This window comes from Streptomyces sp. CB02923 (assembly GCF_001905005.1).
Taxonomy (GTDB): Bacteria; Actinomycetota; Actinomycetes; order Streptomycetales; family Streptomycetaceae; genus Streptomyces.
This window is the reverse complement of sequence record NZ_LWKZ01000001.1, coordinates 223455-238534: the sequence shown is the minus strand read 5'-3', so window position 1 is coordinate 238534 and position 15080 is coordinate 223455. Positions and strand designations below refer to the sequence as shown.

At 72.7% G+C, this 15080-nt stretch carries 14 protein-coding genes; 6 read left to right on the top strand and 8 right to left on the bottom strand.

Going from position 1 to position 15080, the window contains the following annotated elements; genetic code table 11:
* Positions 1-73: 73 nt before the first annotated feature.
* From A6A06_RS00940 to A6A06_RS00930, 3 genes are all read right to left on the bottom strand, one after another.
* Positions 74-2110, bottom strand: coding sequence for a glycoside hydrolase family 18 chitinase (locus A6A06_RS00940; protein ID WP_079193801.1), 2037 nt, complete (start codon positions 2108-2110; stop codon positions 74-76).
* 275 nt (positions 2111-2385) lie between these two features.
* Positions 2386-3081: a response regulator gene (locus tag A6A06_RS00935; protein WP_073757801.1), complete on the bottom strand. Its 696-nt coding sequence runs from the start codon at positions 3079-3081 to the stop codon at positions 2386-2388.
* Positions 3078-4313: a sensor histidine kinase gene (locus A6A06_RS00930; protein WP_443333704.1), complete on the bottom strand. Its 1236-nt coding sequence runs from the start codon at positions 4311-4313 to the stop codon at positions 3078-3080. Before A6A06_RS00930 ends, A6A06_RS00935 begins: the two co-directional genes overlap by 4 nt.
* 164 nt (positions 4314-4477) lie before the next feature.
* On the opposite strand from A6A06_RS00930, the gene A6A06_RS00925 reads away from it, so the two are divergent.
* Positions 4478-5164, top strand: coding sequence for a hypothetical protein (locus A6A06_RS00925; RefSeq protein ID WP_242440508.1), 687 nt, complete (start codon positions 4478-4480; stop codon positions 5162-5164).
* A gap of 6 nt (positions 5165-5170) precedes the next feature.
* Here A6A06_RS00925 and A6A06_RS00920 read toward each other — a convergent pair whose 3' ends face one another.
* The 3 genes from A6A06_RS00920 to A6A06_RS00910 are packed head-to-tail and all read right to left on the bottom strand — an operon-like array spanning position 5171 to position 7317.
* Complete coding sequence (locus A6A06_RS00920; protein ID WP_073757798.1) at positions 5171-5743, bottom strand: cob(I)yrinic acid a,c-diamide adenosyltransferase; 573 nt, start codon at positions 5741-5743, stop codon at positions 5171-5173.
* Between the two features lie 10 nt (positions 5744-5753).
* The gene (locus tag A6A06_RS00915) at positions 5754-6509 is read right to left on the bottom strand and encodes an ABC transporter permease (RefSeq protein WP_073757796.1); all 756 of its coding nucleotides are present in this window, start codon (positions 6507-6509) and stop codon (positions 5754-5756) included.
* 25 nt (positions 6510-6534) lie between these two features.
* On the bottom strand, positions 6535-7317 hold the full coding sequence (locus tag A6A06_RS00910) for an ABC transporter ATP-binding protein (protein ID WP_073757773.1): 783 nt from the start codon (positions 7315-7317) through the stop codon (positions 6535-6537).
* Positions 7318-7399: 82 nt separating this feature from the next.
* Here A6A06_RS00910 and A6A06_RS00905 point away from each other — a divergent pair, with 82 nt between their 5' ends.
* The 4 genes from A6A06_RS00905 (at position 7400) to A6A06_RS00890 (ending at position 12376) form a co-directional block, all read left to right on the top strand.
* Positions 7400-8041 carry a TetR/AcrR family transcriptional regulator gene (locus A6A06_RS00905; protein ID WP_073759593.1) on the top strand — a complete coding sequence of 214 codons (642 nt, stop codon included), beginning with the start codon at positions 7400-7402 and terminating at the stop codon, positions 8039-8041.
* A 126-nt stretch (positions 8042-8167) separates the two neighbouring features.
* A complete protein-coding gene (locus A6A06_RS00900) occupies positions 8168-9016 on the top strand; it encodes a 3-hydroxyacyl-CoA dehydrogenase family protein (protein WP_073757772.1) in 849 nt (282 codons plus the stop codon).
* A gap of 266 nt (positions 9017-9282) precedes the next feature.
* Entirely contained in the window at positions 9283-9606 is a 324-nt protein-coding gene (locus A6A06_RS00895; protein ID WP_073757771.1) for an STAS domain-containing protein, read from the top strand.
* A 265-nt stretch (positions 9607-9871) separates the two neighbouring features.
* On the top strand, positions 9872-12376 hold the full coding sequence (locus A6A06_RS00890; protein ID WP_073757770.1) for an AAA family ATPase: 2505 nt from the start codon (positions 9872-9874) through the stop codon (positions 12374-12376).
* A 141-nt stretch (positions 12377-12517) separates the two neighbouring features.
* Here A6A06_RS00890 and nucS read toward each other — a convergent pair whose 3' ends face one another.
* Positions 12518-13180, bottom strand: a complete 663-nt coding sequence (gene nucS / locus A6A06_RS00885; RefSeq protein ID WP_199930618.1) for an endonuclease NucS — start codon at positions 13178-13180, stop codon at positions 12518-12520.
* Between the two features lie 214 nt (positions 13181-13394).
* Between nucS and A6A06_RS00880 the strand changes: the two genes are divergently transcribed.
* Positions 13395-13787, top strand: coding sequence for an SCO5389 family protein (locus tag A6A06_RS00880; protein WP_073757769.1), 393 nt, complete (start codon positions 13395-13397; stop codon positions 13785-13787).
* Between the two features lie 245 nt (positions 13788-14032).
* Here the strand turns inward: A6A06_RS00880 and A6A06_RS00875 are convergent, their stop codons facing one another.
* On the bottom strand, positions 14033-15061 hold the full coding sequence (locus A6A06_RS00875; protein WP_073757768.1) for an LLM class flavin-dependent oxidoreductase: 1029 nt from the start codon (positions 15059-15061) through the stop codon (positions 14033-14035).
* Positions 15062-15080 lie beyond the last annotated feature (19 nt).

Here is a 15080-nt window from a genome sequence, read left to right as displayed (position 1 = left end):
GCTGAACCGGCCGTAGGCCGGGGAGGCGGGGGCGACGCCGCCTCCCCGGCCGGTCCGGGGGAAGTGCCGGGGGTTACTTCAGGCCGCTGTCGATGGCGGTCATCAGTTCGCCGTTGGTCGTGTCACCGCTGAACTCCCAGAAGAACGCGCCGCCCAGCCCCTGCTGCTTGGCGTAGTTCATCTTTCCGGCGATGGTCGCCGGGGTGTCGTAGCTCCACCAGTTGGTGCCGCAGCGGGCGTAGGCGGTGCCGGCGACGGTGCCGGTGGACGGGCAGCTCGTCTTGAGGTTCTTGTAGTCCTCGATGCCCGCCTCGTACCGGCCGGGGGCCGGGCCGGTGGCGGTGCCGCCGGGGGCGTCCTGGGTGACGCCGGTCCAGCCGCGCCCGTAGAAGCCGATGCCGATCAGCAGCTTCTTCGCGGGCACGCCCTTGCCCTTGAGCTTCTGCAGGGCCGCGTCGGTGTTGAAGCCCTGCTTCGGAATGCCGGCCCAGGACGTCAGGGGCGAGTGGGGAGCGGTGGGGCCGGTCTTGTCCCAGCCGCCGAAGAAGTCGTACGTCATGACGTTGTACCAGTCGGCGGACTGAGCGCCGCCGCCGTAGTCGGCCGCGTCGATCTTGCCGCCGTCCGAGCCGTCGGCGGTGATCGCGGCGGTGACCAGCTGCTTGCCGAACTTGTCGCGGAACGCCTTCATCATGGTGCTGAAGACTGCCGGGCCGCTGGTGTCGCAGGTCAGGCCGCAGGCGTTGGGGTACTCCCAGTCCAGGTCGATGCCGTCGAAGAGACCGGCCCAGCGCGCGTCGTTGACCAGCTGGTAGCAGGAGTCGGCGAAGGCCGCCGGGTTCTTGACGGCGTCGGTGAAGCCGCCGGACCAGGTCCAGCCGCCGAAGGACCACAGGATCTTGATGTTCGGGTACTTCGCCTTGAGCTTCTTGAGCTGGTTGAAGTTGCCGCGCAGCGGCTGGTCCCAGGTGTCGGCGACGCCGTCCACGCTCTGGTCGGCGGTGTACGCCTTGTCGGTGGCCGCGTAGGCGTCGCCGACGGTGCAGCGGCCGCCCTGGACGTTGCCGAACGCGTAGTTGATGTGCGTCAGCTTGCTCGCGGAGCCGGAGCTGACCAGGTTCTTCACGTGGTAGTTGCGGTCGTAGACGCCCCACTCGGTGAAGTAGCCCAGCTTGACCGCGTCCACGGGCTGTCCGCCGCCGCCGGTGGTGCGGACGGTGGTGGCTGCGCTGGCGGGGCCGGTCTGGTCGGCGGTGTCGCGGGCGACGACGGTGTAGGTGTAGTCGGTGCCCTTGGTGAGACCGGTGTCGGTGTAGGCCAGCTTCTCGACCGTGGCGACCTTCGTGCCGTCACGCAGCACGTCGTAGTTCTTGACGCCCTTGTCGTCGGTGGCGGCGGTCCAGGTCAGCCGTACGGAGGTGTCGGTGATGTCGCCGGCCGCCGGCTTGCCGGGCGCGGACGGCGGGTTGTCACCGGGCTGTCCGCCGCCGGTGGTGCGGACGGTGGTGGCTTCGCTGGCCGGGCCGGTCTGGTCGGCGGTGTCGCGGGCGACGACCGTGTAGGAGTACGAGGTGTCCTTGGTCAGGCCGGTGTCGGTGTAGGCGAGCTTCTCGACGGTGGCGACCTTGGTGCCGTCGCGGAGGATGTCGTAGTTCTTGACGCCCTTGTCGTCGGTGGCGGCGGTCCAGGTCAGCCGTACGGAGGTGTCGGTGATGTCACCGGCCACCGGCTTGCCGGGCGCGGACGGCGGGGTGTCGCCGGGCTGGGCCCCGTCGCAGGGGCCGCCGTTGAGCTTGCAGCCGGTCACGTCGCCGCCGCCGGAGCCGGTGCCGATGAAGCCGAAGCTGACCGAGGCGCCGGGGGAGATGGTGCCGTTCCAGCTGAGGTTCTTGGCGGTGTAGTGCCCGGCCGAGCCGCTGACCTGCGCGTCCCAGGCGGAGCCGACGGTGGTGCCGGAGGGGAAGTCCCACTCGACGGTCCAGCCGTTGATGGTGGTGGTGCCGGTGTTCTTCACCGTCCACTGCCCCTGGAAGCCGGTACCCCAGTCGGAGACCTTGGTGTACGCGGCGGTCGCCGACTCGGCGGCGTGCGCGGGGGAGGCGCCGGCCAGGCCGATCAGCGCGGCCACGGGCAGGAGGAGTGCGGTGAGGGCCGCTAGGGCTCTTCGTCGGGCGTGGGTGGTGCGTGTCAAGGTTCCGGGTGTCACGGATGCTCCCAGGTAAGGGGGTGGAGGTGGGGGAGAACCTGCGCCGCCCGGTGAGCGCTGTGGGGCGCGCTCACCGCAAAGATGTGAAGGGAGCGTAAAAAGGTCCAGACCTGCGGTCAAGAGGTCTGGACCAAAGTGGGTGGCATCCTCCGCCGCATCCGGCGGGACCGCGACGGCCGTTACCCTTCCGGGCCGCCGTTGACACCCAATTCCTGCGCCAGTACCGCCGCTTGTACCCGGCTGCGCAGTTCCAGTTTCCCCAGCAGCCGGCTGACGTGCGTCTTCACGGTCGCCTCCGCCATCTCCAGATGGTCCGCGATGCCGGCGTTCGACAGGCCCCGGCCCAGACAGCCCAGCACCTCGCGTTCGCGGCGGGTCAGCACGTCCAGCACGGCCGGGTCCGGGGCCGCGGCACCGGCGGGCCGCCGTACGGTACGGGGGTTGGCGAACTCCGCGATCAGCCGCCGGGTCACCGCCGGGGCGATCAGCCCCTCCCCGGCGGCCACCGTGCGCACCGCGTCCAGCAGCGCCGCCGCCTCGCTGTCCTTGAGCAGGAAGCCCGCGGCGCCTGCGCGCAGCGCCCCGAAGACGTACTCGTCGAGGTCGAAGGTGGTCAGCACCAGGACGTCGGCCAGCTCTTCGGCGACGACCGCGCGGGTCGCCGAGACGCCGTCCAGCTTGGGCATCTGTATGTCCATGAGGACCACGTCGGGGCGGAGTTCGCGGGCCAGCCGGACCGCCTCCTCGCCGTCCGCCGCCTCCCCGGCCACCTCGATGTCGGGGGCGGAGCGCAGGATCAGCACGAGTCCGGCCCGTACGGCGGACTGGTCCTCGGCGATCAGCACCCGGACCGGGCGGCCGGTGGCAGCTGTCATCGTCGTTCTTCCTCCTCGCGGGCGGGCAGGGAGGCCCGCACCCGCCATACCTTGCCGTCGGCGTGCTCGCCGCCGTCCTCGGGCCCGGCCTCGAACCGGCCGCCGAGCAGTTCGATCCGCTCCCGCATGCCGATCAGGCCCGCTCCGGAGCCGGGCGCGCGCGGGCCGGGCCGGTCGCCGAAGGGGCTGGTGACGCGGACGGCGAGCGGGCCGCCGCGGTCGTGGCCGATACGGACCTCGACCTCGCCGGGCGCGGCGTGCTTGAGGGCGTTGGTCAGGGACTCCTGCACGATGCGGTACGCGGCCAGCTCCACCGGCGCGGGCAGCCGCGCGCCCCCGCCGTCCGCCCGGGTGTCCTCCAGGACGAACGTCAGCCCGCTGCTCGCCCCGTTGGCGCGGGCCTGCGAGAGGAGGGCGTCGAGCCCGTCCAGGGTCGGTGTGGCCTGGGCCTCCGCCGTCCCGCCGGGGTCCTTGGCGTCCCGCAGCAGTCCGATCAGGCGCCGCATCTCGGCGAGGCCCTGGACGCTGTTCTCGCGGATGACGCCGAGCGCCTCCCGGGTGGCGCCGGGGTCGTCTATGGCCTGCGCGGCCGTGGAGTGGATCGCGATGGCCGAGAGGTGGTTGGCGACCATGTCGTGCAGTTCGCGGGCCATCCGGGCGCGTTCGGCGATGATGGCCTGCGTACGGTCCATCTCGGCCAGCAGCGCGGTCTGTTCGGCCTCCAGCCGGGCGGCCCGGGTGGCGTTGCGGTGTTCGCGGATGATGATTCCGGTCCAGGCGGGACTGACGGTGATCACGCCGACGCCGACGCCGAGCAGCAGGGCCTGCGGGTCGTGCAGGATCGCCACCGGGACGATGGTGGCGACGACGGTGAGCAGGACGCTGATGACCGGCACGCGCCGGGCGGTGCCCGGGGGTCCGTACAGTACCGCGGCGTAGACGATGTCGGTGAACATCACGATCGTGGCGATCAGCCCGCCGCTGCACACGTCCAGCGCGAGTGCGACGGTCGCCAGGCCCAGCGCGGCCCGCGGGGCGGTCCGGCGCAGCAGCTCGGTGCCGGACATGACGGTCAGCGCCACCAGGCCGAGCCAGGGGGGCAGGCCCAGCAGCGGCGGGCTGCTGTGCAGCCCGAGCCCCGACAGCAGCAGACCGCCGAGCAGCCCGCCGACCGCCATGTACACGTCGTGGCGGTGCGGGCGTCCCGGGGCGGCGAAGGGTCTCGCGGTCACTCCTCCATCAAACACGGCGGCGCGGCCCGCTGCCTCCACGCCCCGGACGAACCCGTTCCGTCGCGCGCTACATCGAAAGATGCAGCGCCGGATCATCGCGGGCGACGAGGTGACGGCCGGATTCCCGGGTGAGCCTGGAAGGGACAGGAAAGAAGGTGGGTCCCGTGATCGTTACGCTGATCGTCGTCTGCGAGGTCGGCTTCTGGGTGCTGCTGGCCGGCGGGCTGGCCCTGCGCTATCTGGCGAAGATGCCGCGGACCGGCGCCGCCGTCCTGCTCCTGGAACCGCTGCTGGAGATCGTCCTGCTGGTCGCCACCGCCGTGGACCTGAAGAACGGCGCGGAGGCCGACTGGAAGCACGGACTCGCCGCCGTCTACATCGGGTTCTCGGCCGCGCTGGGACACCGCACGATCAAGTGGGTGGACGTCCGTTTCGCCCACCGCTTCGCGGGCGGCCCGCCGCCGGTGCCCGCGCCGAAGTACGGCAGGGAGCGGATGGTCTTCGAATGGCAGTCGGCGGGCCGCTGGATTCTCGCCGCGCTCATCGCGATGGGCCTGCTCCAGATCGCGGCCTGGTACGTGGGCGACCCCGGGCAGACCGCCTCGCTGCGCGCCTGGCAGACCAAGATGCTCTTCGTCATCGGCATCAACCTGGTGATCGCGGTGAGCTACACGCTCTGGCCGAAGCAGGCCCCGGCGGGCCATCTGCCCACGGGCGCCGCGGATGTCCGCGACCGTGATGACGACCGCGGCCACGACGACCGCGGCCACGACGTCCGCAACCACGACGACCGCGACCGTGCAGGGGCGGGCCAGGGGTCCGGCCGCCAGGGCCCGCCCGCGTCGCGGTAGCCCGGCCTACCGCTCGCCGCCCGGCACCCACAGCACGTCGCCCTGCTCCTTGTTGGCCGTGCGGGCCAGGATGAACAGGAGGTCGGAGAGGCGGTTGAGGTAGGTGGCGGTGAGGTGGTTCATGGTGTCGCCGTGCAGCTCCAGCGCCGCCCACGTGGAGCGCTCGGCGCGGCGTACCACCGTGCACGCCTGGTGCAGCAGCGCGGCGCCCGCCGTACCGCCGGGCAGGATGAAGCTGCGGAGCTTCTCCAGGCTCTCCAGGTAGTGGTCGCAGTCGGCCTCCAGCTTGTCGATGTAGGTCTGTTCGACGCGCAGCGGCGGGAACTCGGGGTTCTCCACCACCGGCGTCGACAGGTCCGCGCCCACGTCGAAGAGGTCGTTCTGCACCCGGACGAGCACCGTGACGACGTCCTGCGGCAGGGAGCCGAGGGCGATGGCCACCCCGATCGCCGCGTTGGCCTCGTTGGCGTCCGCGTAGGCGGAGATCCGCGTGTCGGTCTTGGCGGTACGGCTCATGTCACCGAGGGCGGTGGTGCCCTTGTCGCCGGTACGGGTGTAGATGCGCGTCAGATTGACCATACGGGCGAGCCTACGCCGCGGCCCTGCGGAAGGCGCGGGTGCAGACCGCCGTGGCCGCCACGGCCAGCGCGGCGGCCACCAGCGCGCCGTACAGGACGGGCGTACCCGTGTAGTCGCCCACGTAGGCGGCGCGGACGCCGTCCACGAGGTAGCGCAGGGGCATGAAGCGCGACAGGACGTCGAGCCACCCCGGCGCCAGGGCCATGGGCAGCATCAGGCCGGACAGCAGCATCGTGGGCATGGTGGCGGCGTTGACGACGGGCCCGAACTCCTGCGGCGAGGCGGCCTTCATGGCCAGCGCGTACGAGAGTGAGGACAGGCCCACGGCCGTAGCGGCGACGAATCCGAACCCGACGAGGATGCCTCCGAGCGGCGCCCGGAGGCCCATCACCAGCGCTGCCAGCACCAGCAGCACCGATTGCAGCGTGAGCAGCGCCGTGTCCCGCAGTACCCGTCCCAGCAGCAGCGCGAGCCGGCTGACGGGCGTCACCCGCATCCGCTCCACCACGCCGTACTGCTTCTCGATGATGATGGCGAAGCCGCAGAACGACGCGCCGAAGAGCGCGAGTTGCAGCAGCAGCCCGGGTACCAGCACCTGCCACGAGCTGCCCTCGGAAGCCAGTGGCATACCGGTCAGCAGCGGGCCGAAGAAGAGCAGGTACAGCAGCGGCATCAGCACGCCGAACAGCATCTGCACCTTGGAACGCAGGGTCTGCCGGGCGTAGCGCCCGAAGATCAGGGCGGTGTCGGACAGGACGGAGGACATGCGGGGCTCCTGAGGGGAGGGGCGGTCAGACGGCTACGGGGGTGGTGTCCGCCGGGGCGGGGCCGCGCCCGGTGATCGCGAGGAAGGCGTCCTGGAGGGACGCACCGGGCGAGCCGGCGTACTCGGTCTTGAGCGCGCGCGGGGTGCCCTCGGCGGCCACCACGCCCTGGTCCACGACCACGAGGCGGTCGGCGAGCGCGTCCGCCTCGTCGAGGTAATGGGTGGTCAGGAAGACGGTGGTGCCGAAGTCCGTGCGCAGCCGCCGGACCAGCTCCCACAGGCCGGCCCGGCTGCCGGGGTCGAGCCCCGTCGTCGGCTCGTCCAGGAAGAGCACCGCGGGCCGGTGCATCAGACCCATCGCGATGTCCAGCCGCCGCCGCTGCCCTCCGGACAGCGACGCGCACGTGCGGTCCAGCAGCCCGTCGAGGCCGAGGGCGTGCGCCAGCTCCCCGGCGCGGGCCGCTGCCCGGGGCTTCGGCAGGCGGTAGAGGCGCCCCTGGGTCACCAGCTCCTCCCGTACGGAGAGGTGCGGGTCGACGCCGCCGGTCTGGGCGACGTAGCCGGTGCTGCGCCGGACGCCGGCCGGGTCGCGGACGAGGTCGCAGCCGGCCACGGTCGCGCTGCCCCCGGTGGGGGCGAGGAGCGTGGTGAGCATCCGCAGGGTGGTGGTCTTCCCGGCGCCGTTGGGGCCGAGCAGGCCGAGGATCTCGCCGCGCTCGGCGGTGAGGTCGACGCCGCGTACGGCTTCGACGGTGCCGCGTCGGGTGGTGAAGGTCCGGGCCAGGCCGGACGCGGTGATGACTGCCATGCCGCACAGAAAAACAGAGACACTGAAATTTTGCAACGCCCCCAAAATTTCAGAACCACCAAGAAGGCGTACGATGCGGGACATGGCTGAGGGACTCAGGGAGCGCAAGAAGCGGCAGACGCGCCAGCACATCTCGGACATGGCCACCGGCCTGTTCCTGGAGCGCGGCTTCGACGCGGTGACCATCGCGGAGATCGCCGAGGTCTGCGACGTCTCGGTCAACACCGTCTACAACTACTTCCCGGCCAAGGAAGACCTCTTCATGGACCGCGGCGCCGGGCTGGTGGACCGCCTCGCGCGCTACGTGCGCGGCCGGGACGCGGGGGAGTCCGCGGCCGCCGCCGTCCTGCGCGAACTGCGCGAACAGGTCGAAGCGGTCTCGCCCGCCGTCGGACTGGTCGAGGGCTACGACCGCTTCCTGCGCGTCATCGACGGCGCGGCCACCCTCAAGGCCCGCCTCTGGCACCTCCAGCAGGAACAGCTCACCCGTCTGGAGGAGACCCTGCGTCAGGAGGCCGGCGCGGCGGCGGACGACTGGCTGCCGCTCCTGGTGGCCGGTCAGCTCAACTGGGTGCACGCCACGCTCGCGGCGCACGTCGCCCGCGCGATGATGGCCGGGCGCGCACCCGACGAGGTGTCACGCGAAGCGCTCGTCCTGCTCGACGACCTGGAGGACGCGCTCAGCGCAAAGGTCCTCAACTATGCCGTGCGCGGGGGCGGATGAGGCCCCGCGGTGTGATGTCCGTCATCTGAGACGTGACGCGCATCTCTAACCCTCCTATCGATCGTCGGCGGGCGCTAACGTCACTGCTGAGAGCCGTCGGATGTACAGCGTGTTAGGGGACAGCAAGTGGCAAAGAAGCTCGCCGTCATCGGGGCCGGACTCATGGGGTCCGGCATCGCGCAGGTCTCGGCCCAGGCGGGCTGGGAGGTCGTCCTCCGCGATGTGACGGAAGGCGCGCTGGCCCGCGGCAAGGGCGGCATCGAGGCCTCGTACGAGAAGTTCGTGAGCAAGGGCAAGCTGGCCGCGGAGGACGCCGGGAAGGCGCTCGGCAGGATCACCACCACGACCGACCTGGACGCGGTGGCCGACGCGGACATCGTCGTCGAGGCCGTCTTCGAGCGGATCGACGTCAAGCGCGAGATCTTTACGAACCTGGACAAGCTGGCCAAGGACGAGGCGGTGCTCGCCTCCAACACCTCGGCCATCCCGATCACCAAGATCGCCGCGGCCACCGCGCGCCCCGAGCGGGTGGTGGGCACGCACTTCTTCTCGCCGGTGCCGATGATGCAGCTGTGCGAACTGGTACGCGGCTACAAGACCAGCGACGAAACCCTCGCCACCGCCCGCGCGTTCGCCGAGTCCGTCGGCAAGACCTGCATCGTCGTCAACCGCGACGTGGCCGGCTTCGTGACCACCCGCCTCATCTCGGCGCTGGTCGTCGAGGCGGCGAAGCTGTACGAGTCCGGCGTGGCCAGCGCCGAGGACATCGACACCGCCTGCAAGCTGGGCTTCGGGCACGCCATGGGGCCGCTGGCCACCGCCGACCTGACCGGCGTGGACATCCTGCTGCACGCCGCCGACAACATCTACACCGAGTCCCAGGACGAGAAGTTCGCGCCGCCGGAGATCATGCGGCGGATGGTGGATGCCGGCGATATCGGCCGCAAGAGTGGGCAAGGCTTCTACGAGCACTGATACCGCGTCGGGCGGGCCCGGACCCCGCACCGCACTGACGCTGCGTCAGGCCCGGCCTCCGGCACCGCCAGAGCGTGGCGGCCGGGGCGCCGGCCGCTGGCGGCATGCCCGCCACGGTGGCCGGCGCGTCAGGCGCACGGGCCCGGCGTCGTCACCCTCCGGGGTGAATTCGGTATCGGTTCGCTTACAGGCGGCAACTTCGCCGCATGAGAGGCAGTCAGTTCTGTAGACGTAACGATCGAGCACTCATCACCCGGGGAGCGCATATGCACATCAGGGGCGACCACGCCGAGCTGGTCGTCGGGGGCCGCCTCGACGTCCGCAGCGCGGCGGACGCCCGAACCGTCCTGCACACCGCCGTCGACTCCGGTCAGGGCGATCTCGTGCTGGACCTGACCGGACTCGACTCGTGGGACGCCACCGGCCTCGGCGTGATCATGGGAGCGCACCGCCGCGCCGGGCGGGCCAACCGCCGGCTCGTGCTCCGCGGCGTACCGCCGCAGATGCAGCGGCTCCTGGTCGCCACCCGCCTGCACCGCATCCTCGCCATCGAGGGCGGCATCGCGGCCGAGACCCTGCCGCGGGTCTGACGGCGCCGACGGCAAGATCAAAAAGCCGCATACCCGAAGGATTCTCACAACACTGTGACGTTCCGGGCAGGAACGGACCCCGGCGCATCGTAGATACTGGGCGAAGGTCTAAGGTTCGGTTTTCCGCCGTCCGGTACACCGCACGGCGGGCACCGGACCAGAAGCGGCGGCCGGGGAGCACCCCGGCCGGAGGCTGGGGGAGTGCGGACGGCCGGGACGCAAACGGTCGGTCGGCACGCCAAGCGCATCTGGGGGGCATTTCACCATGGACCCGAACACCAACCGGGGACCTGAGGAGTACGGCGAGCAGGACGCCCCTGCCACGACGCCGGGACCCCCGGCCGGCGGCTCCGCAGCCGCCCCCGGCGGGCTCGCCCGCACCGTACAGCTCGTGTCGGGCCCCTACCTGCTCACCGTCAACCCGGTCGACGGCAGCGAGATCGAACCCTGCCCGCCCGGCGAGCAGCCCGCCGTCCCCGGCAAGCACGGCCCCGCCGAGCGCGCCGAGCTGGCCCGCGCCGCCGAACCGCCCGCGGTGCCGGTCTCCGCGGGCCGCCAGGGCGCGCTCCTGGAGCGCGCCGAGGAGACCGACCGGCTGGTGCGGCTGCTGTCCCGCGGCAGATCCGTACGCGTCACCGGAGCCTCCGGATCGGGCCGTACGCGCCTGCTGGACGCCGCCGCCACCGCCTGCGACGGCCTGGCCCCCGACGGCGTGGTGCGGCTCTCCGGATACCGCCGCACGCCCACCGACGTGATGTACGAGCTGTTCGCCGCCGTCCACCGGGCCCCGCTGCACCGCCCCGACCGCGGCGAGCTGCTGCGGCTGCTCGGCGAGATCGGCGCGATCGTCGTCCTGGACGACCTGGAGTTCGGCGGCGCCGCGCTGGACGAACTGCTGGGCGCCACCCCCGAGTGCGCCTTCCTGCTCGCCGCCACCCCCGACGTCGCCGCCCCCTCGCCCGGCTCCCACCTCGAAGAGGTCGTCCTCGGCGGCATCGGCCGCGGCGCCTGCCGGGAACTGCTGGAGGGCGTCGTCGGCCGCCCGCTCACCGACGAAGAGGCCGCGTGGGCCGCGGACCTGTGGTTCGAGTCCGAGGGGCTGCCGCTGCGCTTCGTGCAGGCCGGAGCGCTGCTGCGGCAGCGGGTGCGCGCGGGTCAGGACGCCTTCGACGGGCACGGCTTCGACGACGCGTCCGGCGACGGCCACGACGCACCGCTGCCGCCCGTCGGCGAGGCCGCCTCGCCCGCGCCGCTGATCGCCTCCCGGCTGAGCGAGGCGGCGCGCGAGACGCTGCGCTTCGCGGTCGCCCTGGGCGGCGAGCTGCCCCACCAGGCGCACCTGCCCGCACTCGCCCAGGACACCCACGCGGACGCCGCCCTCGGCGAACTCCTGGACTGCGGACTGATCACCCCGGCCGGGGCCCACTACCGGCTCGCCGCGACCGTGGCGGACCAGCTCGCCGCCGCCGGGTACGACGACGGCGCGGGCGAGCGGGCCCTGACCGCCGCCCAGCACTACGCCTGGTGGGCCGGCCACCCCTCGGTCACCCCCGAGCGGGCCGCCGCCGAGTCCGACGCGATCCTCGCCGCGATGGGCGTACTGACCGGCAGCCGGGACAGCGGCCACCCCAGCGCCGCCGTCCTGCTGGCCCGTACGGCCGCCCCGGCCTTCGCCGCCGCCCTGAACTGGAGCGCCTGGGAGCGCAGCCTGCGGCACGGCGCGGAGGCCGCCCGGATCGCCGGAGAGGTGGCCGAGGAGGCGTACTTCCACCACGAGCTGGGCGTGCTCGCGCTGTGCACCGGCAACCTGGACCGGGCACGGGCCGAGCTGGAGGCCTCGATAGGGCTGCGCGGTGTGCTCTCCGACCGGCGCGGCGCCGTCGCGGGACGGCGCGCGCTGGCCCTGGTCGCCGACCGCTCCGGCACGTTCACCCCGCCCGCCGGCACGGCAGCGGCGGCCGGCGAGGAGATCCCGGACGCGCGCTCGGAGGAGTCGGCGTCGCCACCCGGCGGGGTGCCCGCCGGACTCGCCGCGGCCCCGGCCGTCGACGCGACCGCGCCCACCGTGGTCACCCGCAGCGCCGTCGCGAGCGGCGGCGCGGGCGGCGGCAAGGCGGGCAGCCGCAAGGCCATGGTGCTCGGCGCCCGTCGCAACCTGGTCGCCGCGGGCGCGGGCGCGCTGCTCATCGCCGTACTGGGCACGGTCGTCACCCTGGGCGCGGTCTCCGGGTCCGACGACGGCACGGGCGAGAAGGTCAAGACCGAGCAGTCCGCCGAACCGGGCCAGGACGGCGACGGCATGCCCGCCGACCAGCCGGGCACCGACCGCACCCGCACCGGCCAGGGCAGCCGCACCGGCACGGGCTCCGGCTCGACGGCACCGGGCACGCCGGGCACCAGCGGGCAGCCGGTCAACGGCACGACCGCCGCCCCCAGCAACCGCCCGACCGACCCGACGACCCGGCCGACGGACGGCACCACCCGCCCGACCGACCCGACGACGCGGCCGACCGACCCGACCACCCGGCCCACCGACACGGGGACGGGGACCGGCAAGCCCACGGACAAGCCGACCGACAAACCGACGGACAAGCCCACCGACAAACCGACGGACAAACCGACCGACAAGCCCACCGACAAGCCGACCAGCCAGGACCCGACCGGGACCACGGGCAACCCGGCGCCCAGCAGCGCCAACGGCAGCGGCTCGGCGTCCACCACCTCCGGCGGCACGAGCGGTGGTACGACCGGCGGTACGGACAACGTCTGAGCGCAGCACGACGGCCCGGTACGCGACCGTCCGCCACCTTGGCGGGCGCTCCCGTACCGGGCCGTCGTCATCCGTACCGGCGGGCCGTCCTGCCCCGCGTGGAGCGGGCGCCCCGGCCCCGCCCGGAGCGGGCGGAGCGGCTCAGAACAGCCGCAGCTTGTCGTCCTCGATGCCGCGCAGCCCGTTGTAGTCCAGGACGACGCAGCCGATGCCGCGGTCGGTGGCCAGCACCCGCGCCTGCGGCTTGATCTCCTGGGCCGCGAAGACGCCCTTGACCGGAGCCAAGTGCGGGTCGCGGTTGAGGAGTTCGAGGTAGCGGGTGAGCTGCTCGACACCGTCGATCTCACCGCGCCGCTTGATCTCCACGGCGACCGTCCCGCCGTCCGCGTCCCGGCACAGGATGTCCACCGGGCCGATGGCGGTGGGGTATTCGCGCCGGATGAGCGAGTAGCCCTCGCCGAGGGTCTCGATCCGGTCGGCGAGCAGCTCCTGAAGGTGCGCTTCCACCCCGTCCTTGATGAGGCCCGGGTCCACTCCCAGCTCGTGGGCGGAGTCGTGCATCACCTCTTCCAGGGTGATGATGAGCTTCTCGCCCCCCTTGTTCTCCACCGTCCACACGCTGCCGTCGCCCTCCTTGAGGGTGCACGGCGGGGACATCCAGTTGAGGGGCTTGTAGGCCCGGTCGTCCGCGTGGATGGAGACCGAACCGTCCGCCTTCACGAGGATCAGGCGGGGGGCCGACGGGAGATGGGCACTGAGCCGGCCCGCGTAGTCCACGGAGCAACGGGCAATGACGAGACGCATGGTGCGCCACGCTACTCGACCGGAGGCCGCGGGCGCGATTCGCCCCTGGACCGCCCGGGGGGGACGGTGGCCGGTTGTCTCTGCAATCTCCTGGTGCGGTCCGGGTGTGCGGCATACCGTTGAAGCGGGGGGTCGTGATACGGACACGCTCCGTCGCGAACCCCCGTCCCATCCCTGAGGCCCCGCCCCGGCGGGACCGCGAGAGGAGAACCTCATGTCGCTCGACGTCTCACCGGCCCTCCTCGAACAGGCCGAGCGAGGCGAGGTCGACGAAGCGGAATTTGTCGACTGCGTCCGGACCTCCTTGCCCTACGCATGGGGGATGATCAGCTCCCTGGCGGCCCAGCTGAAGGTGGACGGCGGACAGTTCGCCGACAACCAGACGCCGCCGCCGGACGAGCAGGCGCGCGGTCAGCTGCTGCGTGCGCTGGCGAGTGACGCGATACGCGGGTCCCTGGAGCGTCACTTCGGTGTGCGGCTGGCATTCCAGAACTGCCACCGGGTCGCGGTCTTCCCGCTCGACCCGTCGGTGGACGGCAGGCTGGCCAAGTTCACCTCCATCCGGGGCCAGCTGCTGAACCAGTCGCCCGAGCTGCGCGACTGCTGACCGGAGATGCTGCCGCTGCGCACGCGCGACGTGCGGCCGTGCGACGCCGGCGCGCCAGCGGCAGCACCGGTCAACTCGGCTCCGGTCACCCAGAGTCGGCGCAGGTGAACGGAGCCTTCCGGTCGCGGGGCCGGATACCGTCACTATCGCGCCAGGCGGCGGACCGGGACCGGGACACCCCACCGGCCGCGCGGGCCGCCGCGCCCCGCGCCACATCCGGCCCGGTGCCCCGCCCCACGCCCGGCTCAGCCGAGCCGCGGCAGCACCTCGGCCCCCAGCCGCCGTACGTTCTCCTCGGTGGCGTCCAGATCGCCGGAACCCTCCACGAGCAGTGCGAAGCGGCGGATGCCCGTCCGCTCGGCCGAGGCCGCGAGCCGGTCGGCGCACAGCTTCGGCGGCCCGACCGGATGCAGGTCGCAGAGCAGTTCCGTGTACGCCAGGGGGTCGCGCATGGCGCGGTAGCGGCCGTCGACCGTCTCGTGGGCGGCCAGCCCGCGCCGCAGCCAGCCCGGCATGGCCTTCGTGAGGACCTCGGCCGCGCCCTGGCGGGTGTCGCCGACCTGCACCACACCGGCCGAGACGTGCTCCGCGGCCGCGACCAGGGCCGGGTCCCGCCCGGCCGCCAGCGAGACGCGGCGCCACAGCGCGACCATCTCCGCCTTGTCCTCGTCACCGCAGTGCATCCCCAGCAGCATGGGCAGCCCGCGCTCGGCGGCCAGCCGCACCGACCCGGGCGAGGTGCAGGCGAGGACGACGGGCGGGCCGGCCGGCATCTCCAGCGACTCGTCGGGCCGCGGCACGACGGCGACCTCCCGGAACGAGTGACGTTTCCCCGCGGCGCCGACCCGCGGCTCGCGCAGCCAGCGCAGCAGCAGGTCCAGCGACTCCGGGAAGTGCTGCTCGTAGGCCGCCAGCCCGGAGCCGAAGACCTCCAGGTCCACCCAGGGACCACCGCGGCCGACACCGAGGGTGAACCGCCCGCCGGAGGTCAGGTGCAGCAGCGCGGCCTGCTCCCCGAGGGCGACCGGGTGCTGGGTCGGCAGCACGCTGACGGACGTGCCGACGCCGATGGTGCGGGTACGGCCCAGCAGCAGGGCGGCGAGCGTCGCCGCGGACGGACACACCCCGTACGGCACGAAGTGGTGCTCCGCCAGCCAGACGGCGTCGAGCCCCGCCTCCTCCGCCACTTCCGCGGACCGCACCGCCCGGTGCAGCGCCTCCCCCTGCCCCTGGCCCGGAAACTGAGCGGCCAGAATGAAAGCCCCAACGCGCATCGCTCTTCTGCCTCCTCGC

Excerpts from the sequence above, each read along its gene's own strand:
- A6A06_RS00935 (WP_073757801.1), bottom strand. The coding sequence starts at position 3,081 with ATGACAGCTGCCACCGGCCGCCCGGTCCGGGTGCTGATCGCCGAGGAC.
- A6A06_RS00920 (WP_073757798.1), bottom strand. The coding sequence starts at position 5,743 with ATGGTCAATCTGACGCGCATCTACACCCGTACCGGCGACAAGGGCACC.
- A6A06_RS00915 (WP_073757796.1), bottom strand. The coding sequence starts at position 6,509 with ATGTCCTCCGTCCTGTCCGACACCGCCCTGATCTTCGGGCGCTACGCC.
- A6A06_RS00910 (WP_073757773.1), bottom strand. The coding sequence starts at position 7,317 with ATGGCAGTCATCACCGCGTCCGGCCTGGCCCGGACCTTCACCACCCGA.
- A6A06_RS00905 (WP_073759593.1), top strand. The coding sequence starts at position 7,400 with ATGGCTGAGGGACTCAGGGAGCGCAAGAAGCGGCAGACGCGCCAGCAC.
- A6A06_RS00895 (WP_073757771.1), top strand. The coding sequence starts at position 9,283 with ATGCACATCAGGGGCGACCACGCCGAGCTGGTCGTCGGGGGCCGCCTC.
- A6A06_RS00890 (WP_073757770.1), top strand. The coding sequence starts at position 9,872 with ATGGACCCGAACACCAACCGGGGACCTGAGGAGTACGGCGAGCAGGAC.
- nucS (WP_199930618.1), bottom strand. The coding sequence starts at position 13,180 with ATGCGTCTCGTCATTGCCCGTTGCTCCGTGGACTACGCGGGCCGGCTC.
- A6A06_RS00880 (WP_073757769.1), top strand. The coding sequence starts at position 13,395 with ATGTCGCTCGACGTCTCACCGGCCCTCCTCGAACAGGCCGAGCGAGGC.
- A6A06_RS00875 (WP_073757768.1), bottom strand. The coding sequence starts at position 15,061 with ATGCGCGTTGGGGCTTTCATTCTGGCCGCTCAGTTTCCGGGCCAGGGG.